This window comes from uncultured Amaricoccus sp. (genome assembly GCF_937891315.1).
Lineage (GTDB): Bacteria > Pseudomonadota > Alphaproteobacteria > Rhodobacterales > Rhodobacteraceae > Amaricoccus.
Genome location: NZ_CALAGI010000156.1, coordinates 21,671 through 45,309, shown reverse-complemented (window position 1 = coordinate 45,309; position 23,639 = coordinate 21,671). Strand labels below are relative to the sequence as shown.

Here is a 23,639-nt window from a genome sequence, read left to right as displayed (position 1 = left end):
CCTGCTCAGAACCTCGGCGCCGGGAAGTGTCTGGATTTTCCGGACCCGCCCGTGCAATTATCCGCCTAGCATAGCGAAAATCACTCCCCAGAGGAACAGCAAAGCGCATGGCCTCCCCACGCTTGACCGTCTTCGTCACCCGTCGCCTGCCCGAACCGGTCGAGGCGCGGATGCGCGAGCTGTTCGATGTGACGCTCAGCCAGGACGACCTGCCGCTGTCGGCCGAGGCGCTGGCCGCCGCGATGGCCGAAACCGACGTGCTGGTGCCGACCATCACCGACCGGATCGATGCGCGCCTGCTCGCCCAGGCCGGCCCGCGGCTGAAGCTGATCGCCAACTACGGCGCGGGCTTCGATCATATCGATGTCGCGACGGCGCTTCGCCGCGGGATCACCGTTTCGAACACGCCGGGCGTGCTGGCCGAGGATACCGCCGACATGGCGATGGCGCTGATCCTCGCCGTGCCCCGCCGCGTGCCCGAGGGCGCCGAGACCATGCGCTCCGGCCAATGGCAGGGCTGGAGCCCGACCGCGCTGATGGGGCACCGGATCGCCGGCAAGCGGCTCGGCATTCTCGGCCTCGGCCGCATCGGCCGCGCGGTCGCCGCCCGCGCCGCGCCCTTCGGCCTCGAAGTGCACTACCATGCCCGCCGCCGCGTCCGGCCCGAGAACGAGGAGCGTCTGAAGGCGACCTGGTGGGAGAGCCTCGACCAGATGCTCGCCCGCGTCGATATCCTCAGCATCCATGTGCCGCACACGCCCTCGACCTTCCATCTGATGAACGCCCGCCGGCTGAAGCTGATGAAACCGACCGCCTACCTCGTGAATACCGCCCGCGGCGAGGTGGTGGACGAGAACGCGCTGACCCGCATGCTGCGCGCGGGCGAACTCGCCGGCGCCGGCCTCGATGTGTACGAGCACGGCCACGAGGTCAATCCGCGGTTGCGCGAACTGCCGAACGTGCTGCTGCTGCCGCACATGGGCTCGGCGACGATCGAGGGCAGGCTCGAGATGGGCGAGAAGGTCATCATCAATATCAAGACCTTCGCCGACGGACATCGCCCGCCGGATCAGGTCGTGCCCTCCATGCTCTGAGGGCTGGCCTGGAGGGGGAGCTTCCGGTGAGCACCGACATCTACAAGGCGAACGCGCAGGACGGGCTGAGCCTCGCCGAGCTGGACCTCTATCACCGGATCATCGCCTATCGCGACGCGCAGGGGCTCGACCCGCTGCCGCTTTCCCGCGCGCTGACCGTCACCGCCGGCCGGCACGTGGTCGACACCCGCGAGAACATCTGGCCGGACGATCCCGGCCATTCCGACCTGCACGACTGGAGCGACGCCCGGTACCACGGGTCCGGCGGCTCGCCCGAGGCGATGTGGGAGGCGCCGGAGCGACTCGGCACCGGCTACGCATCGCCCGGCTACGAGATCAGCGCCGCCGGCGCGGCGAACGGCGCGGCCGCGCTGGAGGTCTGGAAGGCTTCGGCGGCGCACAACGCCATCCTGACCAACAGCGGTGCCTGGGCCTCGGTCGGGTTCCAGGCGATCGGCATCGGCCTCGAGACCCGCTCCGGCGCCGGCATCTACGCGGGCCGCGTGTTCAACGTCTGGTTCGGCGAGGCGGTCGATCCCCGCGTCCCGACCATCCGCGGCACCGGGAGCGGCGAGCGGATCGAGGCCACCGCCTTCGCCGACCGCGTCGAGGCGCTGGGCGGTGACGACCGGCTGCTCGGGCTCGGCGGCGCCGACACGCTCTCCGGCGGCGCGGGCGCGGACAGGCTGCTCGGGGGCGCCGGCGCCGACCGGCTGCGCGGCGGCTCCGGCACGGACCAGCTCGTCGGCGGCTCCGGTGCCGACATCTTCCTGTTCCGCGCCGTATCGGACTCGCCGGACGGCGCGGCGCGCGACGTGATCCGCGATTTCGACTCCCGCCTCGACCGGCTCGATCTCCGCTTCGACGCCGACGCCACGACGCACGGCACGCAGGAATTCGACTTCATCGGCCGTGCCGCCTTTGGCCACGAAGCCGGCGAGTTGCGCTATGCCCGGGGCATCCTCTCCGCCGACACCGACGGCGACGGCGCGGCCGATTTCGAGGTTCGCCTGGTCGACGTCCCCCGCCTTCACACCGATGACTTCATCCTCTGAACCCGCGCGCGGCTCAGGATTCCGCCGTCTCGCGCCCGGCCTCGGCCAGACCCGCGAGGACGCGGCCGCGCGCTTCCGGGTCGAGCCGCGTCACGGCGGCGGTCAGCGACAGGAGGCGCGCCCGGGTCTCGTAGAGCTGGTCGAGCAGCGACATCACCACCGGCAGCGTCTCGGTCTCGACCTCGAGCTCGTAGCGGAGCGAGCAGATCAGACGCACCCGCGCGCATTCCATCTCGGTAAAGACCAGCGTCTCGCCGTCCGCCGTCGCCGTCACCAGCTCCTCGCGCAGCCAGATCTCGAGATCGGTCCGGTTGAGCACGGTGATCGAGGCGATAAGGTCCTCGGCGCGGGTCATGGCAACATCTCCTTGCGCGGATTCGCCTTGTCGCGCGGGGTCCAACCTTCGAGGAAAGCCGCCAGTTCCGGCTCGTCGCCGTTCGGCAGCACCACCTTGAGGGTAATGAACTGGTGGCCCCGGACCCCGGACCTGGTGTTGCGCACCCCCTTGTCGCGCAGGCGCAGCACCTTCCCGCTGTTGGAGCCTTTCGGCACCGTCACGCTGACCGGCCCGGTCAGGCTCGGCGCCTCGATCCGGGCGCCGAGCACCGCTTCTCTCAGCGTGACCGGCACCTCGACATGGATATCGTCGTCCTTGCGCCTGAAGAAGGCATGCGGCTCGACGCGAATCTCGACATAGGCGTCGCCCGCCGACCCGCCTCCATAGCCCGGACCGCCCTGCCCTTTCAGCCGCAGCGTCCGCTGATCCTCCGCCCCCTCGGGGATCGTCACCCGCAGCACCTTGCCTTCCGGCAGGGTGATGGTCCGCGTCGCACCATTCGCGGCGTCGAGAAACGAGACCGGCATGGTATAGCTCACATCCTGCCCGCGCGCCTTCATCTCGGCCCCGCGCCGCGCGCGAAAGCCGCCCGAGGCGCCGAAAGCCTGCGACAGGAATTCCTCGAGATCCTCGGGATTGGAAAATCCTTCCTGCGCGGCGTAGGAAGAATGCGCCGGCCCTTCCGCGAAATCGCGGTAGTACCGCTGCCGCGGCTTCTCCTGTCCCGCCGCGTCGATCTCGCCCGCGTCGTAGCGTCGCCGCTGCTCGGCATCGCCGAGCAGGTCATGGGCGACCGAGATATCCTTGAACTTCTCCTCGGCCGCCGCGTCGCCGGGATGCAGATCGGGATGATATTTCCGCGTCAGCTTCTTGAAGGCGGCGCGGATCTCCTGGTCCGTCGCCGCCTTGGTCAGGCCGAGGGTCTCGTAGGGGTCGTTCATTCCGGGCTCCGGCCGCGCCGCGCGCAGTCAATGCGCGGCCCCCACGATAGCCAAGGCGCGCGCGGGTGCAACCCTTCGACCCGGGCGGGCAAGGGCCAGGTGACCGGGCGGACGGGCGCCGTGAAGCAGGCCGTCGAGTTGCATTGCGATCCCATCGCCTTGTCGATGTCGCGGCGTTCATCGCGCCGCAATCTGTCGACAGCCTGTCACGTCGGGGCCAGATCCGGCCCCGACGCCGGATTTCAACGCCGCCGCCGAGCCAGCATGTTCAGTCCCTCGACCAGCGCGGAGAAGCCCATCGCGGCGTAGATGTAGCCTTTGGGCACATGGAAGCCGAAGCCGTCGGCGATCAGCGTCATGCCGATCATCAAGAGAAAGCCGAGCGCCAGCATCACGATCGTCGGGTTTTTCTCGATGAAATTGGCGAGCGGGGTCGCCGCCACCATCATGACCGTGATCGCAACGATGACGGCGATGTACATGATCGCCAGATGGTCGGTCATGCCGACGGCCGTGATGATCGAATCGACGGAGAACACCAGGTCGAGCAGGAGGATCTGGAAGATCGCCCCGCCGAGCGAGATATTGATCGCCTGCCCCACCGTGCTGTCTTCATGATCGACCGGATCGACGGTGTGGTGGATTTCCTTCGTCGCCTTCCAGACGAGGAACAGGCCACCGGCGATGAGGATGAGATCGCGCCAGGAGAAGGCATGGCCGAAGGCGGTGAATACCGGCGCGGTCATGCCGACGATATAGGCGATGGTCGCGAGCAGGATCAGCCGCATGATCAGCGCGGCGGAAATGCCGAGCCGGCGCGCCCGCGCGCGATGCTCGGCAGGCAGCTTGTTCGTCAGGATCGAGATGAAGATCAGGTTGTCGATACCGAGAACGATCTCCATCGCGATCAGCGTCACCATCGCGGCCCAGCCCTCCGGACTGGACAGGAAAGCGAAATGGGTGGCGAAAAATTCCATGGGACTCCTCGGGTCTATGTTCGTCGCGGTCTCCGGGGGCCGCGCGGCAAGGTCGCCGCTTCACGCTCCACCGGTGGTGCGTTTGATTGATCAGCCTGTCGTCACCCTGACAGGCGGCGGTTGGCTCAGTCGGTCAGCACCAGCTGATGGCCGAGGCCGCGCAGCGTGCGGATCGCACCCCCTTGCCCTCGAGCCCGCGGCGCAGGCGCGCGACGCAGGTCTCGATCGCATCGAGGCCGACCTCCTCCTTCATCGAGAACCGCCGCTCCTTCGGCATGATGCGCGTCCGATTCGCCCTCGGCGCCTCGGGCAGGCTGAATTCGCGCCGGGTGAGCGACATCGGCGAGGCGGCGATGGCCTCTGCCACGTCTTCGGTGTCCTCCACGATGAGCAGCAGCACCGACCTTCTCCCCCTTTGCCGATAAAACTCGTCGGAAAAGGTTAACCGCGCCGGACCTGTTGGAAAAGCACTACCCGCCGCGCCCCCGTCGAAGCGGCTCTTTTCAGCCGCCGACAGGCGTCGAGAGCAGCCAACGGCCAAGGGTGGTGTAGCCGACCATTCGCGCCGTGATGGGCAGGTGCGAGAGTGGCGGCGGAGGTCGGCGACGGCGCGCGCAAGCCGAGCGCGAGGGCGAGGGCGACGGCCCCCGCGTTCAGGCACCACGGGGCCAAGGTCCGGCGGGGAAATCCTCCCTCGCCGCCTCACGGCGCCTGCCACCAGACCTCGGGCAGCCAGCCGATCCAGTCGCCATAGACCGGCAGTGTCTCGGGAAATTTCAGGTCCGCCTTGTGCGCGATCAGGCTGACGTCCGAGAACGCGAAGGGGATCACATAGCGCCCGGTGGTCAGCACGCGGTCGAGCGCCCGCGCCGCCGCGACGAAATCCGCCTCGTCGCGGGTGGCGAGCAATTCGGCGATCATCGCCTCGGCCGCCGGGCTGTCGATCCCGGCGTAATTGCGGGTGCCGGGCTTGGTCACCCCGTCCGAACCCCAGTAGAGATACTGCTCGTTGCCAGGGCTGAGCGACATGTTCCAGGCATTGACGATCATGTCGTAGTCGTAGGAATTACGGCGCTCGTTATATTGCGCCTGATCGACGATCTGCACCCGCGCCTCGATCCCGAGCTGGCGCAGGGCATCGACGAAGACGCCGCTCACCGCCTCGTTCTGCGACCCGGTCAGCAGGATGGTGAAGGCGAAGGGCTGCCCCTCGGCGTTCCTGAGCTTGCCGTCCCGCGCTTCCCAGCCGGCTTCGGTCAGCTCCTTCGTGGCGACACGCATGTTCGCGCGGTTGCGCGGCGAACCATCGGAAACCGGCGGCGCATAGGCGTCCAGCGCGCCGGGGGTCAGGGAGTCGGCGAAGGGCAGCAGAAGCTCGCGCACCCGCCCCTCCGCCGGCCCGGTTCCCATGCCGAGCGCCGAATTCGAGAAATAGCTCGTCCGCCGCGGCTGCTCGCCCCCGTTCAATGTCCGATTGATGAACTCGAAGTTGAAGGCATGGAGCAGCGCGTCCCGCACGCGCCAGTCCTGGAACAGCGGGCGGCGGGTGTTGAAGACGAATCCCTCCATGCCCGAGGGCCGGCCATGCGGGATCTCGGATTTCACCACCGCGCCCGAAGCGACGGCGGGAAAGCCGTAGTCGCTCTGCCAGCGCACCGGATTGAGCTCGCGGAACACCGAGAGCTCGCCGGCGACGAAGGCCTGGAACATCACGCCCTTGTCGACGAAATAGTCATAGCGGATCTTGTCGAAGTTGTTCAGCCCCCGGTTGATCGGCAGGTCCTTGCCCCAATAGTCCGGGTTTCGCTCGAAGGTGATGAAGCGCCCGGGCTCGAAGGCGCCGACGCGGTAGGGACCGGACCCGATCGGCACGCGCAAGCCGCTCTCGGAGAAATCGACCCCCTCCCAGTCCGCCTTCTTGAGAATCGGCCGCAGGCCGATGAGGAGCGGCAATTCGGAATCGGCACCGCTGAATTCGAAGCGGATGCCGCGCGTGCCCACCGGCGTGATGCGCGCGACCTTATCCCAGGAATTGGAATATCTTGGCAGGCCTTTTTCGGCGAGAGTCTCCATTGACCAGATCACGTCCTCGACCGTCACCGGACTGCCGTCGGAGAATTTCGCGCCGTCGCGCAGGGTGAATTCGACCGAGGAGCGGTCGGGCGCCACCTCGATCGATTCGGCAAGCAGGCCATAGAGCGAGAAGGGTTCGTTCCAGTTCCGGGCCATCAGCGTCTCGAAGACGTGACTCTGGATCGGGTAGGCCGCCCGGCCCTTGAGGATATAGGGATTGAGGGAATCAAACCCGCCGGTCTCGCCGAAGACGATGGTTCCGCCCTTGGGCGCGTCCGGGTTCGCATAGGGCAGCGACACAAAATCCGGTGGAAGCGCGGGGTCGCCATACATAGCTATGCCGTGGCTCGGTTCGGCGGCGGCGATCGCGGGCAGCAGCGCCAGAGCGAGACCGAACCGCCGCGCCGCCCGGAGCATGCGTGTCATATCCATCACATCCTATCGATCGATTAGCCATACCCACTCTAAACCACCCCCAGACGGGGCCGCATCAAGATTTTTGTCTTGGCGATAGGCCTTTGATTTCGTATAAGGGTTCCACTGCTCGATAGGTTTCTTGCCTGTATGAAACCTGCCTCAACGACTTGACGCCCTCCTCGTGAGGGCGTCTTTTTTTTGTCGCACCCTCCCTCCGCGTACCCTGCCCAGACGGGACGATCGCTCTCCGACTGGGCGATTTCGCCGCGCCGTCTTGCGCGACCGCTCACCGCGACGACTTGTTCTTTCGCATCCGCCGCATCTAAATCGGCCCGACCATTCACAGGCGGAGAGGTTGAGATCGGATGTCCATTTCGGAGAAATGCGTGGTCGTCACCGGTTCGAATTCCGGGCGCGGGGTCGCGCGGGAGCTGGCGAAGCGCGGCGCGGACGTCGTGCTCAATTCCCTTTCCGACACCGGCGAAGACCACGCGCTGGCCGATCGTATCGCCGCGGAGCACGGCGTTCGCCGCGTCCATGTCCCGCCCCCGCTCGTCGCGGCGCGGATCCCCGACATGATGACGCCGTACGGCATGGCCCGGGAACGGGTGGCGCGCGACGTTCCGCCAACGCGCCAGCCGACCCCGGCGGTCGATGGCGGCCGGACCGCGCCATGAGCGCCGCGAAGAAGGTGCTGAACCTGGCGCTTCAGGGCGGCGGCGCGCATGGCGCCTTCACCTGGGGCGCGCTCGACCGGCTGCTGGAGGAGGAGGAGATCGAGATCGAGGGCGTCAGTGCCACCTCCGCCGGCGCGATGAACGCCGCGGCGCTGAAGCGCGGCTGGACCGAGGACGGCCGCGCCGGCGCGCGGGCTGCGCTGGCGGATTTCTGGCTGGGCCTCGCCGGGCTCGAAAACGTGTTCTCCGAGGCGATCATGGACTGGCTGCGCGCGGTCTCGCCTTCGCCCTCGGTAACCGCGCGGGTGCTGGAATTCGCGCCGCAAACGCTCGCGACCGAGGCGATCACCCGGGTATTCTCGCCCTATCAGTTCAATCCGATGAACTATCACCCGCTGCGCTCCGTGGTGGAGAACCTGACGGCGGACCGCGCGATGCACTCGGCCGTCGGGCCGAAGCTCTTCATCTCGGCGACCAATGTCCGTGACGGCAAGCCGCGGATCTTCATGGGCGGCGAGATTACCACCGACGCGATCCTGGCCTCGGCCTGCCTGCCGACGCTCTATCAGGCGATCGAGATCGACGATCCGCGCACCGGCCGCCGCGAGGCCTACTGGGACGGCGGCTATATCGGCAATCCCGCGTTGTATCCGCTGCATTATCATACGCGTGCGACCGATCTGCTCATCGTGCATATCAATCCGTTGTATCGCGAGGAACTGCCGCGCAGCGCGCAGGAAATCGCGAGCCGGATCAACGAGATCAGCTTCAATGCCTCGTTGTTGCAGGAATTGCGCGTCATCGTCTTCGTCAACCGGCTGCTGGACGAGGGGCTGCTGCCGCCGGACCGGATGAAACGCAACAACGTGCATTCGGTCAGCGACGACGCCTTGATGAACCAGCTCGGCATCGTGACCAAGATGACGCCGAGCAAGGCACTGATCCTGCAACTCCGCGACGCCGGCTATGCCGCGATGGCGCATTTCCTCACGCGGCACGGTGCGCAAATCGGCGAATGCTCCTCGGTCGATGTGCGGGGGATTCTCGATTCGCCCGGGGCCCTGGTCTGAAGCGAGCTGCGACTTCCGGCCGGGGCGTTTGCATCATCAGGAAGCCGCTTCCGGATCAGCCGGAGGCTTCGAGCGCCTTTGCCAGGCGCGGGAGGCCCGCGCGCTTCAGGAGCGGGCGGAGATCGCGGGGCTGACCGCCGGCGCGTTCGGCGCGGGCACGGACCTCGGCGGCCACCGCGCGAAGATCGGTCCCGGCATGCCAGAGTTCCAGCAGGAAGCCGTCCGGCTCGCGCCGCTGAATCCCGTGGGCGGCGAGGCGCCAGCCGGGAAAGTCCGCGCGGTTGAGCGTGAGGAGCGCGGTCGCCCCGCCCGTGATGGCGGCGGCGAGCACATGGCGATCGTCGGCGTCGGGCAGGTCGAGGCCGGCGATCAGCGCGTCGGGCGGCGTCACCCCCGCCCCCGGCCAGTCGGCGCGCAGCAATGCGATCTCGGCACGGGCGATGGCCTCGGCGCCCGACGGAAGCCGGCGGGTGGCGCGCGCCCATTCCTCGAGGATGCGCGGCGACCAGAGCGGGACGAAGCCGCCACGCCGCGCGGTACCGATCAGCATCTCGCGCAGCACCGTCGGAAAGAGCACATTCGCATCGAGAAGGACGCGCTCCGGCGTGACCGGCCCGGACCTCACGGGCCGAGGCGCAGAAACAAGGCCTTCAGATAGGCGGATTCGGCGAGATAGGGATGGGTCGGATGGTCCGGCCCCGCGCCGCCGGTTGCGAGGATGCGCGCGGTCCGACCGGCCTTGCCGACGCCGCGCAGGCTTGCCTCGCGGAAGCGGGCGAGGTCGGCGGCGTGGCTGCAGGAACAGAGCACGAGAAAACCGCCCGGCTCGACCAAGGCGGCGCCGAGGCGCGCGACCCGCTCATAGGCGCGCAGCCCGGCTTCGAGCGCGGATTTGCTCGGGGCGAAGGCGGGCGGATCGCAGACGACCAGACCAAAGCGCGCGCCTTCTCCCGCCAGCGCCGTCATCGTGTCGAAGGCGTCGCCCTTGCGCGCGGTGAAACGGTCGGCGACGCCGCTCGCCTCGGCGCCCGCCTCGGCGAGCGCCAGCGCGGGCGCCGAACCGTCGATGGCGAGGGCCAAGGTGGCACCGGCGGCGAGGCCGGCGAGGGCGAAGCCGCCGACATGGGCGAAGACATCGAGCATCGCGCGGCCCCGCGCGAGGCGCGCGGCGAAGGCGTGGTTCGGGCGCTGATCGTAGAACAGCCCGGTCTTCTGGCCGCCGAGCAGGTCGGCGAAATAGGTGGCGCCGTTCATCGGCACCGGCACCGGTGCTGCGAGCGCGCCAGACAGGAGCCCCGACTCCTCGGGCAGGCCTTCGAGCCCCCGGGCGCGGCCGGCGGCGTTCTTGACCACGATCGAGACCCCGGTCACGGCCTGGAGCGCCTCGGCGAGCGCTGCGAGATTGGCCTCGGCCCAGGCGGCGTTCGGCTGGATCACTGCGGCGTCGCCGAAGCGGTCGATGACCACGCCGGGCAGATCGTCGGCCTCGGCATGGACGAGGCGGTAGCAGGGCGCGTCGAACAAGGCCTCGCGCAGCGACAGCGCGCGGGAAAGGCGCGCCTCGAACCAGCTGCGATCGACCACCGCCGCGGGATCGCGGTCAAGCAGGCGCAGCGCGATCTTGGACCCCGCGTTGAAACCGGCGGCGCCGAGGGTGCGCTGCTCGCCGTCCTGAAGCTCGACGATGGAACCCGCCGGAATCGCCCGCGTGCGGCGGTCGAGCACGATCTGGTCGGCATAGACCCAAGGCGCCCCGAAGCGGAACGGCTGGGCGGCGGTCTTGGGCAGCAGGCGAACGACGGGACGGTCTGACATGGCGCCTGCCTATCCCGTCGCGCGGCGGAACGAAAGCTTAGTGCGACAGGTCGAGATGGCCGAGATAGCGCCGCTCCAGCCCGCGGAAGATCGCGACGAGCACGAAGGTGATCGCCATATAGAGCAGCGCCGCGGTGACGAACCCCTCGTAGGCGAGATAGAATTTCGCATTCAGCGTGCGGCCGGCGCCGAGGATGTCCTGCAAGGTGATGACGCTCGCCACCGCCGAGCCGTGCAGCATGAAAACCACCTCGTTGCCATATTGCGGCAGCGCGCGGCGCAGCGCGACGGGGATCAGGATCAGCGCGTTGACGAACAGCGGCCGCAGCCCGAGCGCGCGGGCGGCGTCGAGGTCACCCTTCGGCACCGACTGGATCGCGCCCCGGATGATCTCGGTCGCATAGGCGCCGGAGTTCAGCGAGAAGGCGATGAGCGCGCACCACCAGGCGCTGCGCAGATAGATCCAGGCCCAGCCGTCGCGGATCCATTCGAACTGCGACAGGCCGTAGTAGATGAGAAAGGTCTGCACCAGCAGCGGCGTGCCGCGGAAGAGATAGACATAGGCGTTGATCGCCGGCGAGAGATACGGCACCCGGCGCGCGCGGGCGAGGCCGAACGGCAGGCCGATGCAGAAGCCGATGGCCAACGCGAGAAAGGTAAGCTGGAGCGTGATCCAGACGCCGTTGGCGAACAGGTGCCAATTGGCCAGCACGAGATCAACGCGCATTGGCGAAGCCCCGCGCGTAGCGACGTTCCAGCGTCTCGAAGATCGTGGTCGAGGCCCAGGTCAGCAGCAGGTAGAACAGCATGACGGCGACGAAGAAGGCGAAGGGCTCGCGCACGCTCTTGCCGGCGCTGTTGGCGATGCCGACCATGTCGGCGAGGCCGATCACCGACACGACGGCGGTGGACTTCACCAGCACCTGGAACACGTTGGCATAGCCGGGCAAAGCCGCGCGCACCAGTTGCGGCAGGGTCACGGTCAGGAGCAGCGGCGCCGGCCGGAGGCCAAGCGCCTGCGCGGCCTCGATCTGGCCGCGGGGAATGGTCATGTAGGCGCCGCGGAAGGTCTCGGTCAGATAGGCGCCATAGATGAAGCCGATCGAGACGGTGCCGGCGACGAACGGCGAGACCTGAAATCCCGCCTCGGCGCCGAGAGCAGCGGCGAGCGTGTTGACCAGCCGCTGGCCACCGAAATAGACGAGCAGGATCACCACGAGGTCGGGAATGCCGCGGACGATGGTGGTATAGATGAACACCAGCCACGCGCCAAACCGGCCGCCGCCGAGCCGCCCGTAGGCGCCGAGACCACCGAGCAACGTGGCGAGCGCCAGCGACAGCACGGCGAGGCCGACGGTGACCACCGCCCCCTGCGCCAGGGGGCGGGCATAGGCGATCAGCGCCTCCATGCGGCGGGCGCTCCGGCTGGGCGTCCGGTGCGCGGACCGTGGGCGCGGTCAGCCGCCATAGATGTCGAAGTCGAAATACTTCTTCTGGATCGCGTCATACTCGCCGTCGGCCCGGATGGCGAGGATCGCGGCGCTCAACTGGTCGCGGAGCGCGGTATCGTCCTTGCGCACGCCGAAGGCGAGGCCATCGCCGAAGATGTCGGAATCGAGGTGATTCTCACCGAACATGGCAAAGCCCGCGCCGGCCGGCGTCTTCAGGAAGCCGACATCGAGGGTCAGAACGTCGGCCATCACCGCGTCGACCCGCCCGGCGGAGAGATCGAGGAAGGCCTCGTCCTGCGTGCCATAGAGCTGGAGCTGCGCCTCCGGGTAGTTTTTCTCGACGAAGGCGTTCCAGGTGGTGCCGCGCTGGACGCCGATGACCTTGCCGGCCAGCCCCTCGGTCGTGTCGGTCAGGCCGGCGTCGGCGCGACCGACGAACCGGTTTGGCACGTTGTAGTATTTGCTGGTGAAGTCGATCACCTGCTGGCGCTCCGGCGTCGCGGACATCGAGGCGATGATCGTGTCGCACTTCTTTTCGAGCAGCGCGGGGATCATGCCGTCCCAGTCGACCTTGAGCAGCGTACAGCTCTGGCCGATCTCGGCGCAGACCGCCTGCGCGATGTCGATGTCGAATCCGACGATCGAGCCGTCGGGCGCGGTCTCGGAGAACGGTGGGAAGGCGCCTTCCACGCAGACATTGAGGGCGAGGGCGGGCGTCGCGGCTGCGATACATACGCCGACGGCCAGGGCGCAAAGGCTGCGCTTCATGCGGATCTCCTGTTCCTAGGTTCCCGCAGCCTAGGCGACGGTGATCCGCCGTCAAGGCGGCTCAGGAGCCGGAGCCGCCGTAGATGTCGAAGTCGAAGTATTTCGCCGCGATTTCCTGATAGCTGCCGTCGGCGCGGATGCTCGCGATCGCGCTCGATAGCGCGTCGCGCAGCGCCGGTTCGTCCTTGCGCACGCCGATCGCCGCGCCCGCGCCCTGGATCGCGGGATCGAAATGCTCGCCGCCGAAGAAGGCGAAACCCTCGCCGGCGCTGGTCTCGAGAAAGCCGGCCTCGAGCTGCGCCGCCTCGCCGAAGACCGCGTCGAGGCGCCCGGCCTCGAGATCCATCAGCACATGCTCCTGCGTGACATAGACGCGGAGCGCGGCCTCGGGATAATGCGCCTGGACGAAGAACTGGTTGACGGTGCCGAGCTGGACCCCGATCGCCTTGCCCGCGAGGCCGTCCGGCGTATCGGCGAGCCCCGCCCCGTCGCGCGCGACGAAGCGGCCGGGCGAGCGATAGTAGGGCGCGGTGAAATCGATCAGGCGCTTGCGCGGCTCCGTGCTCGACATCGAGGCGACGATCGCGTCGCAACCGCCGTCGAGCAGCGTCGGGATCATCCGGTCCCAGTTGGTCCGGACGAGATCGCAGCTCTCGCCGATGCGGGCGCAGAGCGCATTCGCCATGTCGATGTCGAACCCGACCATCGCGCCGTCCTCCAGAACCTGGGAGAACGGGGGGTAGGCCCCCTCGACGCAGATATCGAGCGCGGCGACCGGATGCGCCGCCATCAAGGCGACGGCGGCGCCGAAACCGAGGAGAAAACGCATGGTGGCCTCTGCAATAAGGAGCCGTGCGCCAGTGTAGCGGAGCCGGGCCCGAAAGCAAAGCGCGCCATCGCCTGCCGGCTGGCAGGCTGTGCTAAAGATAGCCCGGCAGGCTGCCCGGACGGGCGGCGGTGTCAAGCCAGAGGCGCATGTACTCGGCGACCGAGCGGAAGCACATCAGATCGAAGGCGCCGTCCTCGCGCAGCCAGAAGGCGGCGGCGACCTGACCGACCCGGGTGCGGCGGAAGTCGCCGACCCCGAAGGCCGCGGGCGAGAGATCGGCCGGCGCCCCCTTGGCCAGCACCTCGCGCGCGCCCTGACCGCTCAGGCGGAAGATCACCCGCGCGTCCGAGACATCGACGGCGAGGCAGGGCGCCGGAGCGAGCTTCGCCGCGATCTCCGCCGCGACGGACGGCGCCTGGGCGTGGGGCAGGAACAGCATCGCCTCGTCGGGCGACATCCAGGCGAGCGCGCGGTCGCCGGAAAAGGCGATGCGCCGTGTGCCCGGCATGACGCAGCCGGTGGCGCCGAGCAGCGCCGACTGCGCCCCCGGCGCCGCGAAATCGTAGCGCAAGGTGATCATCCCCGGCGCGGTCGGTTGCGAGACGACGACGTCAGACATCCTGGCGGCTCCCTTCCTTGTCGAGGAAGACCGGATCGACCACCCGCGCCCGGATGACCCCGCCCGCGCCGACCGGGAAATCGAGCGTCTGGCCGAGCCGCCCCGCCCCGCCCTCGATCAGCGCCATGGCGATCGAATGGCCAAGTGTCGGCGAGAAGTAGCTGGAGGTGACGTGGCCGATGGTCCGCGTCGGTCCTTCCGCGGCGACCGGCTCCGCGACCGCGTAGGCGCCGTCGGGCAGCACCTCCATCGGATTTTCGGTCAGGAGGCCGACCAGGGTCTCGCGGTCCGGACGGGTCAGATCCGCCCGCGCCTGGGCGCGCTTGCCAATGAAGTCGGACTTCTTCTTCGAGACGGCCCAGCCGAGGTTCAGGTCCTGCGGGATCACCGTGCCGTCGGTCTCGTCGCCGATCATGATGAAGCCCTTCTCGGCCCGCATCACATGCAGCGCCTCGGTGCCATAGGGTTGGGCCCCCTGCGCCGCGCCGGCGGCGAGGCAGGCGTCCCAGAACTCCAAGCCCCGCGCCGCCGGCACCGCGATCTCGTAGCTGAGCTCGCCGGAGAAGGAGATGCGATACGCGCGGGCCGGCACGCCGGCCAGCGCGCCTTCGGCGAAGGCCATGAAGGGCAGCGCCTCGCGCGAGACATCCATGCCGCCGAGCGTCTCCAGCACCGCGCGCGCCTTGGGGCCGACCACGGCGACCTGGGCATATTGCTCGGTCAGGTTGGCGGTGAAGACCTTCAGATCCCACCATTCGGTCTGTAGCCATTCCTCGAGCCAGGCATGCACCCGGTCCGATCCGCCGGAAGTGGTGTGGCAGAGAAAGCTGTCCTCGGTCAGCCGAACCACCACGCCGTCATCGAAAAGAAAGCCGTTCTCGTTGCACATCAGCCCATAGCGGCAGCGGCCGACGGCGAGGCTCGACATGATGCTGGTATAGACGAGATCGAGGAACCGACCGGCGTCCGGGCCTTTCACCAGGATCTTGCCCAGCGTCGAGGCATCGAGCAGGCCGACGTTGCTTCGGGTGTTCAGGATCTCGCGGGTCACCGCCTCGGCGACGGATTCGCCGCCCCGCGGATAGGCATAGGGCCGGCGCCAGTCGGCGACCGGCTCCCAATGCGCGCCGTTCGCGTCGGACCAACCGTCGATCGGCGTCTTGCGGGTCGGCTTGAACAACGGCCCGCGCGCCTCGCCCGCCAGCGCGCCGAAGGTCACCGGCGCATAGGGCGGGCGGAAGGTCGTGGTGCCGACGGCCGGGATCGGCGCGGCCAAGGCATCGGCGAGCACGGCGAGGCCGTTGATATTGCTGAGCTTGCCTTGATCGGTCGCCATGCCGAGCGTGGTATAGCGCTTGGTATGCTCGACCGAGGCATAGCCCTCCTGCGCGGCGAGGCGGACGTCCGAGACCTTCACGTCGTTCTGGAAATCGAGGAAAGCCTTGGCGCGCAAACCGGGCGCCGCGCCTTGCGGCATCGACCAGACCGGCATCATCGGCGCTTCCGCTTCCGCCTCCGCCGCCGGGGCGGCGAGGTTGACGGAATGGCCGGTCTCGGCCGCGGCGCGCAGGCCGGCGCGGTGCGCATCGTCGAGCGCCGCGGCCGCCTCGAGCACGCCCGAGGCGGAGCCGGCGGAAACAACGAAACCCGCGCCGTCGGCGCCGAGCGGCGGGCGCGAAGGGTCGGGGGCGAAATGCGCCAGCGCCTCGTTCCAGGCAAGCTTGCCGCCGGAATGGGACCAGAGATGGACCACGGGCGACCAGCCGCCGGACATGGCGACGGCGTCGCAGGGGATGTCCTCCAGCACCGCGCCCTCGCCCGCCTGGGCGCAGACCCGGACGCCGGTGACCTGCTTGCCGCCCTTGACCGCGGCGACGCCCCTGCCCTCCAGCACCCGCAGGCCCAGCGCGCGGGCCTCGACGGGGAGCGCGCCGGTCGCCGAAGGCCGGGCATCGAGGATCGCCGGCACGTCTAGCCCGGCGGATTTGAGCGCGATCGCGGTGCGATAGGCGTCGTCGTTGTTGGTGACGAGCACGACGCGGTCGCCGGGGCTGACACCCCAGAGTGCCACGAAATCGCGCGCGGCGCCGGCCAGCATCACCCCCGGCAGATCGTTGCCGGCGAAGGCGAGCGGCCGCTCGATGGCACCGGTCGCGGTGACCACGCGCTTCGCACGGATGCGCCACAGGCGGTGCCGGGGACCGGCCGCGCCGGGCGCGTGGTCGGTCAGCCGCTCCTGCGCCAGCACATAGCCATGGTCATGGACGCCGGCCGCCATCATGCGCGCGCGGCGCGAGACGTTCGGCAGGGCGTCGAGCGCGGCGAGCGTTTCGGCTATCCAGTCCGCCGCCGGCCGCCCCTCGATCCGCGGGCCGTCGGTGAGCGCGCGACCGCCCCAATGCGCGGTCTGCTCGATGAGCAGCACCCGGGCGCCGGCCCGCCCGGCGGCGAGCGCCGCGACGAGGCCGCCGATCCCGCCGCCCACCACGAGCACATCGACGAAGGCGTAGAAATATTCGTAGCCGTCGGCGTCCGCCTCCTCGGGCGCGACGCCGAGGCCGGCGGAGCGACGGATCACCGGCTCGAACAGCGATTTCCAGGCGGCGCGCGGATGGATGAAGGTCTTGTAGTAGAAGCCGGCCGGGAACAAAGGTGCGAGGCGGGCGTTGATCGCGCTGACATCGAAGGCGAGGCTCGGCCAGCAGTTCTGCGGCGCGGCGGCGAGGCCTTCGAAAAGCTCGGTGGTGGTGGCGCGGACATTCGGCTCGGCCCGCGCGCCGGTGCCGAGCTGGACCAGCGCGTTCGGCTCCTCCGGCCCGCTCGCCACGATGCCGCGCGGCCGGTGATACTTGAAGGAGCGCCCGACCAGCGTCTCGCCGTTCGCGAGCAGCGCCGAGGCGAGCGTGTCCCCGGCATAGCCGCGCAGGCGCTTGCCGTTCCAGGTGAAATCGAGCGGGCGCGTCCGGTCGATCAGCGCGCCGCCGCTGGCGAGACGCGTGCTCATGACCAGCCCTTCCAATCCGGGCGACGGATCCTGATCGCGGCGATGAGCGGCGCGGGCGGGGCCGGGGCGCGGGCGGGATAGGCGCCGAACACCTCCAGCGTCGCGGTGTCGCGCGCGACATGGAACCACTTGCCGCAGCCATAGGCATGGCGCCAGCGCTCGAAATGCACACCGCGCGGATTGCGGCGCTCGAAGAGATAGGCGGCGAAATCCGCGTCGTCGCTGCCCGGGCCCTGGCGCTTCAGATGCGCCTCGCCGCCGGGGGCGAACTCGGTTTCCTCGGCTTCCACGCCGCAGCAGGGACAGGTCAGCGACAGCATGGAAGACCTCGGGAATTCACGATGAGCGAGGGACGGACTACATCATGATGTAGTAGGAAAACAGCGCGCCCGCGATCGGCACCACCAGCGGCACGGAGCGGGCGAAGAGCAGTTCGTCGTCCGCGGCCACGCATTGCATGTCGAGCCCGCTCCGCCTCTGCCTGCGCTGCGCCAGCCCCTCGAAGATGCGCGAAACGAGCGCGCCCGAGGTGGTGAGCAGCGCCAGCGTCGCGAGATGAATCGCCTGGACGCGGTGCGACAGGCAGTAGGCCATCATGCCCGCGACCACGCAGATGATCACGGCCGCGCCGCCGAAGAGAACGGGCCGAAGGGCCGGTCGGATGGTCATGGCAGTCTCCCAAGGGTTCCATTGAACCCTTCGGGCGACCGCGACCGATATTACCGGCGCGAAGGCTCACATTCGCGTGAGGAGTGGACATCAATGGGCCACCGCCGCGGCGACGCTCTCGTCGATCATCCGGCCCTCCCGGAAGCGGTCGAGGCCGAAGGGCGCGGCGAGTTCGCCCGGCGCGCCCCTCGCCAGCATCTCGGCGGTGGCCCAGCCGGAGCCGGGGATCGCCTTGAAGCCGCCGGTGCCCCAGCCGCAATTGATGAAGATGCCCGGCACCGGCGTCGGCCCGATGATCGGCGAGCGGTCGCCGGTCATGTCGACGATGCCGCCCCACTGGCGCAGCATCTTCAGCCGGCTGAGCATCGGGAAGGTCTCGATCAGCGCGCGCAGCGTCTCCTCGACATGCTGGAAGCTCCCGCGCTGGGTATAGTTGTTGAAACCGTCGGTGCCGCCGCCGATCACCATCTCGCCCTTGTCGGACTGGCTGACATAGCCGTGCACGGTGTTCGCCATGATCACGCAGTCGATCGCCGGCTTCACCGGCTCGGAGACCAGCGCCTGCAGCGCGAGGCTTTCGACCGGCAGGCGGAAGCCGGCCATGTCGGCGAGCACGGTCGAGGAACCGGCGACGACGATGCAGAGCTGCTTCGTCGCGATGGCGCCCCGCGTCGTGCGGACGCCGGTGACGCCGGCCTCGTCGCGGTCGACGCCGATCACCTCGCAATTCTGGATGATGTCGACGCCCATGTCGGAGGCGGCGCGGGCATAGCCCCAGGCGACCGCGTCGTGCCGGGCGGTGCCGCCGCGCGGCTGCCACAGGCCGCCGAGCACCGGATAGCGCGGGCCGTCGAGATTGATCGGCGGCGCGATCTCCTTGATCCGCGCCGGGCTCACCATCTCGCTCTCGATTCCGGCGAGGCGGTTGGCATGGGCGGTGCGCTTCCAGGCGCGGAGCTCGTGCTCGGTCTGGGCGAGCATCAGTACGCCGCGCGGGCTGAACATGATATTGAAGTTCAGATCCTGGCTCAGCGTCTCGTAAAGGCCGCGCGCCTTCTCGAAGATCGCGGTCGAGGCCGGCCGCAGGTAGTTCGAGCGGATGATCGTCGTGTTGCGCCCGGTATTGCCGCCGCCGAGCCAGCCCTTTTCCAGCACCGCGACGTCGCGGATTCCATGGTTCTTGGCGAGATAGTAGGCGGTGGCGAGCCCGTGCCCGCCGGCGCCGACGATGACGACCCGATAGGCGGCCTTCGGCTCGGGCGCGCGCCAGGCGCGATCCCAGCCGGCATGGTGGCGCAGGGCTTCGCGCGCGATGGCGAAAACGGAATAGCGACGCATGGCGGCGGCTCCGGGGGAAATGCCGCTTTCTCTTGCCCCATTCCGCCGCGGGGGCCAAGACCCGTTCCGGCGCTTCGAACCGCGTTCACGACATCGCGGCGCGCCGAATGGCCGATTGCCGCGCGGCGCGTGACTGGCTAGGGTCCAGGCCCGCGCGGCGGCGGCCCGCGCCGGCGCCGGAGATGGCCGCGCCGCGCCGCGGCGATGGGAGATGGCCGCCCAGCGGCGATGGAGGGTTCCGCCCGCGATGACTGCCCCGTCCCCGACCCACCGACCCGCGACCCCGACGGCCCAGCCCGGCGCGGCGCCGGGCTCCGGCCTCCGGGCCGGGTAGCCGACAGGGGCGGCCGCGTGGCGGAGGTGCTCTTCTGGGGGGTCGTGGCTTGCCTCGCGCTGGCGAGCCTCGGGCTTGCGCTGGCACCGATGCTGCGCGGCGGCCGCGCCGAGGGGCCGCGGGCGAGCTATGACATGCGGATCTATCGCGACCAGTTGCGCGAGGTCGAGGCCGACCGCGCGCGGGGCGTCCTGACCGAGGCCGAGGCCGAGGCGAGCCGGGTCGAAGTCTCGCGCCGGCTGCTGGCGGCGGCCGACGGCGCGGCGGGCGCGGTGGCGGACGGCGCGGCCCCGCGCGGCCTGTCGCGGGCGGTGGCGCTCGGGCTGATCGCCGCGCTGGCGCTGGCCGGCGCCGCGCTCTATGCGCGGATCGGCGCGCCGGGCTTGCCGGACGCGCCGCTGCGGGCGCGGATGGAGGCGGATGCGAAGCTGCGCGCCGCGCGGCCGGGACAGGACGCGGTGGAGGCGATGCTGACCGAGCAGGCGCCCCCCGACACGGCGCCGAAGCTCGGGCTCGAGGACGCCGCGCTGCTCGACAAGCTGCGGACGGTGCTGGTCGACCGCCCCGACGATCTGGAGGGCCATCGCCTCCTGTCGCGCAACATGAGCGCGCTCGGCCGCTGGCAGGAGGCGCGGGTGGCGCAGGGCGCGGTGGTGCGCATCCTCGGCGACCGGGCGACGGCCGACGATCTCGTCGAATGGGCCGAACTGATGATCCTCGCCGCGAATGGCTATGTCTCGCCCGAAGCGGAAGCCGCGCTTGGCCGGGCGCTGGCGCTCGATCCGACCAGCAAGCCCGGGCGCTTCTATTCCGGCGTGACGCTGATCCAGGGCGGGCGGCCGGACCTCGCCTATGGCCTCTGGACGGGGCTTCTGACCGAGGGTCCGCCAGACGCGCCCTGGGTTGCGACGATCAAGGCCGGGATCGGCGAGGTGGCGCGGCAAGCCGGCCTGCCGCCCCCCGATACCGGCGCCGCGGGCCCCGGCCAGGCCGAGATCGACGCCGCCGCCGCGATGACGCCCGCCGAACGCGAGGGCATGATCGCCGGCATGGTCGAGCGGCTGAGGGACCGGCTCGCCACCGAGGGCGGCCCGCCGGCGCAATGGGCGCAGCTCATCCAGGCGCTCGGCGTCCAGGGTCGGATGGACGACGCCGCGGCGGTCTGGAGCGAGGCGCGCGCCGCCTACGCCGCCGATCCGGCCGCCCTCGCCACGCTGGCCGAGGCGGCGCGGCTCGCGGGGCTGACGCAGTGAGTGGCGCGCTGATCGAGGCGGCGGAGGAGTTCGCGGCGGCCCTGCCCCCCGGCCGGGCGCTGATCGGGCTCGACCTCGGGACGAAGACCATCGGCGTCGCGGTCTCGGACACCGGGCGCCGGGTGGCGACGCCGCTGCGCACGATCCGGCGGACGAAATTCGGCGCCGACGCCACCGCGCTCGTCGCGCTGATGGCCGAGCGGCGGATCGGCGGCGTGGTGCTCGGCCTGCCGCGCAACATGGATGGCGGCGAGGGACCGCGGGCGCAGTCGACCCGCGCCTTCGCCCGCAATCTCGCACCGCTGATCGAGACGCCGATCACCTTCTGGGACGAGCGGCTGTCGACCGTGGCGGCGGAACGCGCGCTGATCGAGGCCGACGCCTCGCGGGCGCGGCGGGCCGAGGTGATCGACCATGTGGCGGCGGGCTTCATCCTGCAGGGCCTGCTCGACCGGCTCGGACATCTGGCGCGTCATGGCTGACGAGATCTGGCGCCGCGACGAGATCGAGAGCCCCTGCGTCAAGGTCTGTGTCGTGCATCCCGCGACCGGCCTCTGCGTCGGCTGCCATCGCACGCTGGAGGAGATCGCCGGCTGGTCCAGCCTCTCGCCCGAGGCCCGGCGCGCGGTAATGGCCGACCTCCCGGCCCGCGCCGCCCGCGCCAAGCCCCCCCGTCGGGGCGGCCGGGCCGGGCGGGTCCGGGATGCCCCCTAGCCGAGCAGCGCCTTGCGCAGCATGTTGAGCGCGACGATGATCAGGAAGCCGCCGAAGACGCGCTTCAGCGGCTTCGCGTTCATCGCATGGGCGAGGCGAACGCCCCAGGGCGTGGTGATCATCGTGGTGCCGACGACGAGCACGAAGGCCGGCAGGTTCACCATGCCGAGGGTCAGCGGCGGGCGTCCCGGCGTGCCCCATCCGGTCAGCAGGAAGCCGATCACCGAGGGCACCGCGATCACCATGCCGAAGCCCGAGGCGGTGCCGATCGCGCGGTGGATCGGCACACCATGCAGCCGCATCAGCGGCACGCCGAAACTGCCGCCGCCGATCCCCATCAGCACCGATAAAAAGCCGATGACCGGGCCGGTGATGGCGCGTCCGAGGCCGGTCGGCATGCGCTCGCCGAGCTTCCAGTTGTCGCGCCCGAAGGCGATATAGAGCCCGACCAGGCTGCCGAGCACGCCGAAGACGATCATCAGCACGGTCGATTTCAGGCCGCTGGCGGCGACGACGCCGACGATCGAGCCGATGGCGATGCCCGGTGCCCAGCCGCGCAGGATATCCCAGTCGACCGCGCCCTTGGCATGATGGCCGCGCACCGAGCGGGCCGAGGTGGCGGCGATGGTGGCGAGCGAGGTGGCGAGGCAGACCTGCATGATCATTGGCCCGTCATAGCCGAGGGTGGTGAAGGCATAGAGGAAGGCAGGCACCAGCACGATGCCACCACCGACCCCGAGCAGCCCCGCGATCACCCCCGCGACCCCGCCGATGGCGAGGAGCAGGGCGGCCATGACGAGAAGATGCGCGAAGTCGGGCGTGGGCATGGGCGAAACTCGGGATCAGGGGAGTTTCCCCCGCCCTAGCCCGCGTCGCGCCCGCTGGCAAAGGGAAAAACCCACCGGCCTTTCACGGAACGTGAAGTCCGCGATCGTCCAGGCGCCGCCCAGGGCGCGAGTGGACCAAGGCGCGGCGCATCGACCGCCACGCACTGATCTGGCACAAATCAGACGCTGGCACCCCGCCGCGGGGGAACCGGGGCGCTGCCGAGGCCTCGGCCCGAAGGCCGAGGCCCGAGGGGCGTCAGCCCTTGGTGCGGTTGCGGATCATGAAGCTGTCGTAGGTGTATTCCGCAACCTGGTTCCAGAGATAACCCTCGTTGCGGAAGGCCTTGACGTTGTCGATGATCGCCTTGAAGTCGGCGTTCTCGGCCGAGATCTCGTCATAGACCTCGTGCGCCGCCGCGTAGGCCGCGTCCATCACGTCGGCGGGGAACGGCTTCAGCTTGGCGCCACCAGCCACGAGCCGGCGCAGCGCCGGGGGATTGCGGGCGTCGTACTTGGCCAGCATGTCGGTATTGGTATAGGCCGCCGCGTTGGTCAGGATCGCCTGGTATTCCGGCGTGAGCGCGTTCCACTTGTCGAGATTGACGAAGGCGTGGATCGCCGGACCACCCTCCCAGAAACCGGGATACATGTAGTACGGCGCGACCTTGAAGAAGCCGAGCTTCTCGTCGTCGTAGGGACCGACCCATTCCGCCGCGTCGATCGTGCCGCGCTCCAGCGCCGGATAGATGTCGCCGCCGGGGATCTGCTGCGGCACGACCCCCAGCTTTTCCACCACCTTTCCGGCGATGCCGGCGATGCGCATCTTGATGCCCTTCATGTCTTCGAGGCTGTTGATCTCCTTGCGCCACCAGCCGCCCATCTGCACGCCGGTGTTGCCGGCCGGCATGCCGTAGAGATTGTGCTTGGCATAGAAGCCGTTCAACAGGTCGTTGCCACCGGCCTCATAGAGCCAGGAGTTCATGAGACGCGCATTGAGACCGAAGGGGACGGCCGTGCCGATCGCAAAGGTCGGATCCTTGCCCCAGTAGTAGTAGGAACAGGTGTGGGTCATCTCGACCGCGCCGGTGCCCACGGCCTCGGCCGCCTGGGGCATGGGCACGATTTCGGCGGCGGGAAATACCTGGATCTCGAAATTGCCTCCGGACATCTCCTTGACATGGGCCGCGAAGACCTCGGCGCCGCCGAAGATCGTGTCAAGCGACCGCGGGAAGCCGGAGGTCAGGCGCCATTGAAGCTTGGGCTGGGTCTGGGCGATGGCGGGGGCCGCGAGGGTCGCCGCGGCGGCCCCGCCGCCAGCGGCCACCTTCAGAAAGCTGCGTCTTTTCATATGTGTATCCTCCGATGATCTGAGCTTCG

Annotated in this window: 24 protein-coding genes and 1 pseudogene; 7 read left to right on the top strand and 18 right to left on the bottom strand. The window is 69.4% G+C overall.

Annotated features, from left to right (window positions below; genetic code table 11):
• Positions 1–107 precede the first annotated feature (107 nt).
• Both Q0480_RS15520 and Q0480_RS15515 read left to right on the top strand, forming a co-directional pair.
• Positions 108–1,094: a D-glycerate dehydrogenase gene (locus Q0480_RS15520; RefSeq protein ID WP_299134275.1), complete on the top strand. Its 987-nt coding sequence runs from the start codon at positions 108–110 to the stop codon at positions 1,092–1,094.
• A 26-nt stretch (positions 1,095–1,120) separates the two neighbouring features.
• Positions 1,121–2,149, top strand: a complete 1,029-nt coding sequence (locus Q0480_RS15515) for a M10 family metallopeptidase C-terminal domain-containing protein (RefSeq protein ID WP_299134274.1) — start codon at positions 1,121–1,123, stop codon at positions 2,147–2,149.
• A 13-nt stretch (positions 2,150–2,162) separates the two neighbouring features.
• Here the strand turns inward: Q0480_RS15515 and Q0480_RS15510 are convergent, their stop codons facing one another.
• The 5 genes from Q0480_RS15510 to Q0480_RS15490 all read right to left on the bottom strand — a co-directional run bounded on the left by Q0480_RS15510 (position 2,163) and on the right by Q0480_RS15490 (position 6,894).
• Complete coding sequence (locus Q0480_RS15510; protein WP_299134272.1) at positions 2,163–2,504, bottom strand: chaperone modulator CbpM; 342 nt, start codon at positions 2,502–2,504, stop codon at positions 2,163–2,165.
• On the bottom strand, positions 2,501–3,427 hold the full coding sequence (locus tag Q0480_RS15505; protein ID WP_299134270.1) for a J domain-containing protein: 927 nt from the start codon (positions 3,425–3,427) through the stop codon (positions 2,501–2,503). Before Q0480_RS15505 ends, Q0480_RS15510 begins: the two co-directional genes overlap by 4 nt.
• A gap of 242 nt (positions 3,428–3,669) precedes the next feature.
• Positions 3,670–4,404, bottom strand: a complete 735-nt coding sequence (locus Q0480_RS15500) for a TerC family protein (protein ID WP_299134269.1) — start codon at positions 4,402–4,404, stop codon at positions 3,670–3,672.
• 133 nt (positions 4,405–4,537) lie between these two features.
• A complete protein-coding gene (locus Q0480_RS15495) occupies positions 4,538–4,804 on the bottom strand; it encodes a hypothetical protein (RefSeq protein WP_299134267.1) in 267 nt (88 codons plus the stop codon).
• Between the two features lie 302 nt (positions 4,805–5,106).
• The gene (locus Q0480_RS15490; RefSeq protein WP_299134348.1) at positions 5,107–6,894 is read right to left on the bottom strand and encodes an extracellular solute-binding protein; all 1,788 of its coding nucleotides are present in this window, start codon (positions 6,892–6,894) and stop codon (positions 5,107–5,109) included.
• A 365-nt stretch (positions 6,895–7,259) separates the two neighbouring features.
• Between Q0480_RS15490 and Q0480_RS15485 the strand changes: the two are divergent.
• Both Q0480_RS15485 and Q0480_RS15480 read left to right on the top strand, forming a co-directional pair.
• A pseudogene (locus Q0480_RS15485) lies at positions 7,260–7,421 on the top strand (3-hydroxybutyrate dehydrogenase); the annotation flags it as partial.
• Between the two features lie 146 nt (positions 7,422–7,567).
• Complete coding sequence (locus tag Q0480_RS15480) at positions 7,568–8,641, top strand: patatin-like phospholipase family protein (RefSeq protein WP_299134265.1); 1,074 nt, start codon at positions 7,568–7,570, stop codon at positions 8,639–8,641.
• 55 nt (positions 8,642–8,696) lie between these two features.
• Here the strand turns inward: Q0480_RS15480 and Q0480_RS15475 are convergent, their stop codons facing one another.
• From Q0480_RS15475 to Q0480_RS15425, 11 genes are all read right to left on the bottom strand, one after another.
• Positions 8,697–9,266: an RSP_2648 family PIN domain-containing protein gene (locus tag Q0480_RS15475; protein WP_299134264.1), complete on the bottom strand. Its 570-nt coding sequence runs from the start codon at positions 9,264–9,266 to the stop codon at positions 8,697–8,699.
• Positions 9,263–10,456, bottom strand: coding sequence for an RSP_2647 family RNA methyltransferase (locus Q0480_RS15470; RefSeq protein ID WP_299134263.1), 1,194 nt, complete (start codon positions 10,454–10,456; stop codon positions 9,263–9,265). Before Q0480_RS15470 ends, Q0480_RS15475 begins: the two co-directional genes overlap by 4 nt.
• Positions 10,457–10,493: 37 nt before the next feature.
• Positions 10,494–11,183, bottom strand: coding sequence for an ABC transporter permease subunit (locus Q0480_RS15465; protein WP_299134262.1), 690 nt, complete (start codon positions 11,181–11,183; stop codon positions 10,494–10,496).
• Positions 11,173–11,865, bottom strand: a complete 693-nt coding sequence (locus Q0480_RS15460) for an ABC transporter permease subunit (protein WP_299134261.1) — start codon at positions 11,863–11,865, stop codon at positions 11,173–11,175. Before Q0480_RS15460 ends, Q0480_RS15465 begins: the two co-directional genes overlap by 11 nt.
• A gap of 48 nt (positions 11,866–11,913) precedes the next feature.
• On the bottom strand, positions 11,914–12,675 hold the full coding sequence (locus tag Q0480_RS15455) for a transporter substrate-binding domain-containing protein (protein WP_299134259.1): 762 nt from the start codon (positions 12,673–12,675) through the stop codon (positions 11,914–11,916).
• A 61-nt stretch (positions 12,676–12,736) separates the two neighbouring features.
• Complete coding sequence (locus Q0480_RS15450; protein WP_299134257.1) at positions 12,737–13,504, bottom strand: transporter substrate-binding domain-containing protein; 768 nt, start codon at positions 13,502–13,504, stop codon at positions 12,737–12,739.
• A gap of 91 nt (positions 13,505–13,595) precedes the next feature.
• The gene (locus Q0480_RS15445; protein WP_299134255.1) at positions 13,596–14,123 is read right to left on the bottom strand and encodes a sarcosine oxidase subunit gamma; all 528 of its coding nucleotides are present in this window, start codon (positions 14,121–14,123) and stop codon (positions 13,596–13,598) included.
• Positions 14,116–17,127 (bottom strand): sarcosine oxidase subunit alpha family protein, encoded by a 3,012-nt coding sequence (locus tag Q0480_RS15440; RefSeq protein ID WP_299134253.1) that lies wholly within the window; start codon positions 17,125–17,127, stop codon positions 14,116–14,118. The genes Q0480_RS15445 and Q0480_RS15440 overlap by 8 nt, the downstream gene beginning before the upstream one ends.
• Entirely contained in the window at positions 17,124–17,447 is a 324-nt protein-coding gene (locus Q0480_RS15435; RefSeq protein ID WP_299134252.1) for a sarcosine oxidase subunit delta, read from the bottom strand. The genes Q0480_RS15440 and Q0480_RS15435 overlap by 4 nt, the downstream gene beginning before the upstream one ends.
• Before the next feature lie 37 nt (positions 17,448–17,484).
• Positions 17,485–17,796 carry a hypothetical protein gene (locus Q0480_RS15430; protein ID WP_299134250.1) on the bottom strand — a complete coding sequence of 104 codons (312 nt, stop codon included), beginning with the start codon at positions 17,794–17,796 and terminating at the stop codon, positions 17,485–17,487.
• Between the two features lie 90 nt (positions 17,797–17,886).
• A complete protein-coding gene (locus Q0480_RS15425; RefSeq protein ID WP_299134248.1) occupies positions 17,887–19,134 on the bottom strand; it encodes a sarcosine oxidase subunit beta family protein in 1,248 nt (415 codons plus the stop codon).
• Positions 19,135–19,485: 351 nt separating this feature from the next.
• On the opposite strand from Q0480_RS15425, the gene ccmI reads away from it, so the two are divergent.
• From ccmI to Q0480_RS15410, 3 genes are read left to right on the top strand one after another with little or no spacing between them, the layout of a single operon-like run.
• Positions 19,486–20,721 carry a c-type cytochrome biogenesis protein CcmI gene (gene ccmI, locus Q0480_RS15420; RefSeq protein ID WP_299134246.1) on the top strand — a complete coding sequence of 412 codons (1,236 nt, stop codon included), beginning with the start codon at positions 19,486–19,488 and terminating at the stop codon, positions 20,719–20,721.
• An 8-nt stretch (positions 20,722–20,729) separates the two neighbouring features.
• Positions 20,730–21,203 carry a Holliday junction resolvase RuvX gene (gene ruvX, locus Q0480_RS15415; RefSeq protein ID WP_299134347.1) on the top strand — a complete coding sequence of 158 codons (474 nt, stop codon included), beginning with the start codon at positions 20,730–20,732 and terminating at the stop codon, positions 21,201–21,203.
• Positions 21,196–21,435 carry a DUF1289 domain-containing protein gene (locus Q0480_RS15410; protein WP_299134244.1) on the top strand — a complete coding sequence of 80 codons (240 nt, stop codon included), beginning with the start codon at positions 21,196–21,198 and terminating at the stop codon, positions 21,433–21,435. The genes ruvX and Q0480_RS15410 overlap by 8 nt, the downstream gene beginning before the upstream one ends.
• On the opposite strand, the gene Q0480_RS15405 is transcribed toward Q0480_RS15410, so the two are convergent.
• Entirely contained in the window at positions 21,432–22,262 is an 831-nt protein-coding gene (locus Q0480_RS15405; protein ID WP_299134242.1) for a sulfite exporter TauE/SafE family protein, read from the bottom strand. The genes Q0480_RS15410 and Q0480_RS15405 overlap by 4 nt on opposite strands.
• Before the next feature lie 256 nt (positions 22,263–22,518).
• Positions 22,519–23,610 (bottom strand): TRAP transporter substrate-binding protein, encoded by a 1,092-nt coding sequence (locus tag Q0480_RS15400; protein WP_299134240.1) that lies wholly within the window; start codon positions 23,608–23,610, stop codon positions 22,519–22,521.
• Positions 23,611–23,639: the final 29 nt, after the last annotated feature.

What these genes read in the sequence shown, in the direction of transcription:
- Q0480_RS15520 (WP_299134275.1), top strand. Translation starts at nt 108, where the DNA reads ATGGCCTCCCCACGCTTGACCGTCTTCGTCACCCGTCGCCTGCCCGAA.
- Q0480_RS15510 (WP_299134272.1), bottom strand. Translation starts at nt 2,504, where the DNA reads ATGACCCGCGCCGAGGACCTTATCGCCTCGATCACCGTGCTCAACCGG.
- Q0480_RS15505 (WP_299134270.1), bottom strand. Translation starts at nt 3,427, where the DNA reads ATGAACGACCCCTACGAGACCCTCGGCCTGACCAAGGCGGCGACGGAC.
- Q0480_RS15500 (WP_299134269.1), bottom strand. Translation starts at nt 4,404, where the DNA reads ATGGAATTTTTCGCCACCCATTTCGCTTTCCTGTCCAGTCCGGAGGGC.
- Q0480_RS15490 (WP_299134348.1), bottom strand. Translation starts at nt 6,894, where the DNA reads ATGCTCCGGGCGGCGCGGCGGTTCGGTCTCGCTCTGGCGCTGCTGCCC.
- Q0480_RS15480 (WP_299134265.1), top strand. Translation starts at nt 7,568, where the DNA reads ATGAGCGCCGCGAAGAAGGTGCTGAACCTGGCGCTTCAGGGCGGCGGC.
- Q0480_RS15470 (WP_299134263.1), bottom strand. Translation starts at nt 10,456, where the DNA reads ATGTCAGACCGTCCCGTCGTTCGCCTGCTGCCCAAGACCGCCGCCCAG.
- Q0480_RS15465 (WP_299134262.1), bottom strand. Translation starts at nt 11,183, where the DNA reads ATGCGCGTTGATCTCGTGCTGGCCAATTGGCACCTGTTCGCCAACGGC.
- Q0480_RS15460 (WP_299134261.1), bottom strand. Translation starts at nt 11,865, where the DNA reads ATGGAGGCGCTGATCGCCTATGCCCGCCCCCTGGCGCAGGGGGCGGTG.
- Q0480_RS15455 (WP_299134259.1), bottom strand. Translation starts at nt 12,675, where the DNA reads ATGAAGCGCAGCCTTTGCGCCCTGGCCGTCGGCGTATGTATCGCAGCC.
- Q0480_RS15450 (WP_299134257.1), bottom strand. Translation starts at nt 13,504, where the DNA reads ATGCGTTTTCTCCTCGGTTTCGGCGCCGCCGTCGCCTTGATGGCGGCG.
- Q0480_RS15445 (WP_299134255.1), bottom strand. Translation starts at nt 14,123, where the DNA reads ATGTCTGACGTCGTCGTCTCGCAACCGACCGCGCCGGGGATGATCACC.
- Q0480_RS15440 (WP_299134253.1), bottom strand. Translation starts at nt 17,127, where the DNA reads ATGAGCACGCGTCTCGCCAGCGGCGGCGCGCTGATCGACCGGACGCGC.
- Q0480_RS15435 (WP_299134252.1), bottom strand. Translation starts at nt 17,447, where the DNA reads ATGCTGTCGCTGACCTGTCCCTGCTGCGGCGTGGAAGCCGAGGAAACC.
- Q0480_RS15430 (WP_299134250.1), bottom strand. Translation starts at nt 17,796, where the DNA reads ATGACCATCCGACCGGCCCTTCGGCCCGTTCTCTTCGGCGGCGCGGCC.
- Q0480_RS15425 (WP_299134248.1), bottom strand. Translation starts at nt 19,134, where the DNA reads ATGCGTCGCTATTCCGTTTTCGCCATCGCGCGCGAAGCCCTGCGCCAC.
- Q0480_RS15410 (WP_299134244.1), top strand. Translation starts at nt 21,196, where the DNA reads ATGGCTGACGAGATCTGGCGCCGCGACGAGATCGAGAGCCCCTGCGTC.
- Q0480_RS15405 (WP_299134242.1), bottom strand. Translation starts at nt 22,262, where the DNA reads ATGCCCACGCCCGACTTCGCGCATCTTCTCGTCATGGCCGCCCTGCTC.
- Q0480_RS15400 (WP_299134240.1), bottom strand. Translation starts at nt 23,610, where the DNA reads ATGAAAAGACGCAGCTTTCTGAAGGTGGCCGCTGGCGGCGGGGCCGCC.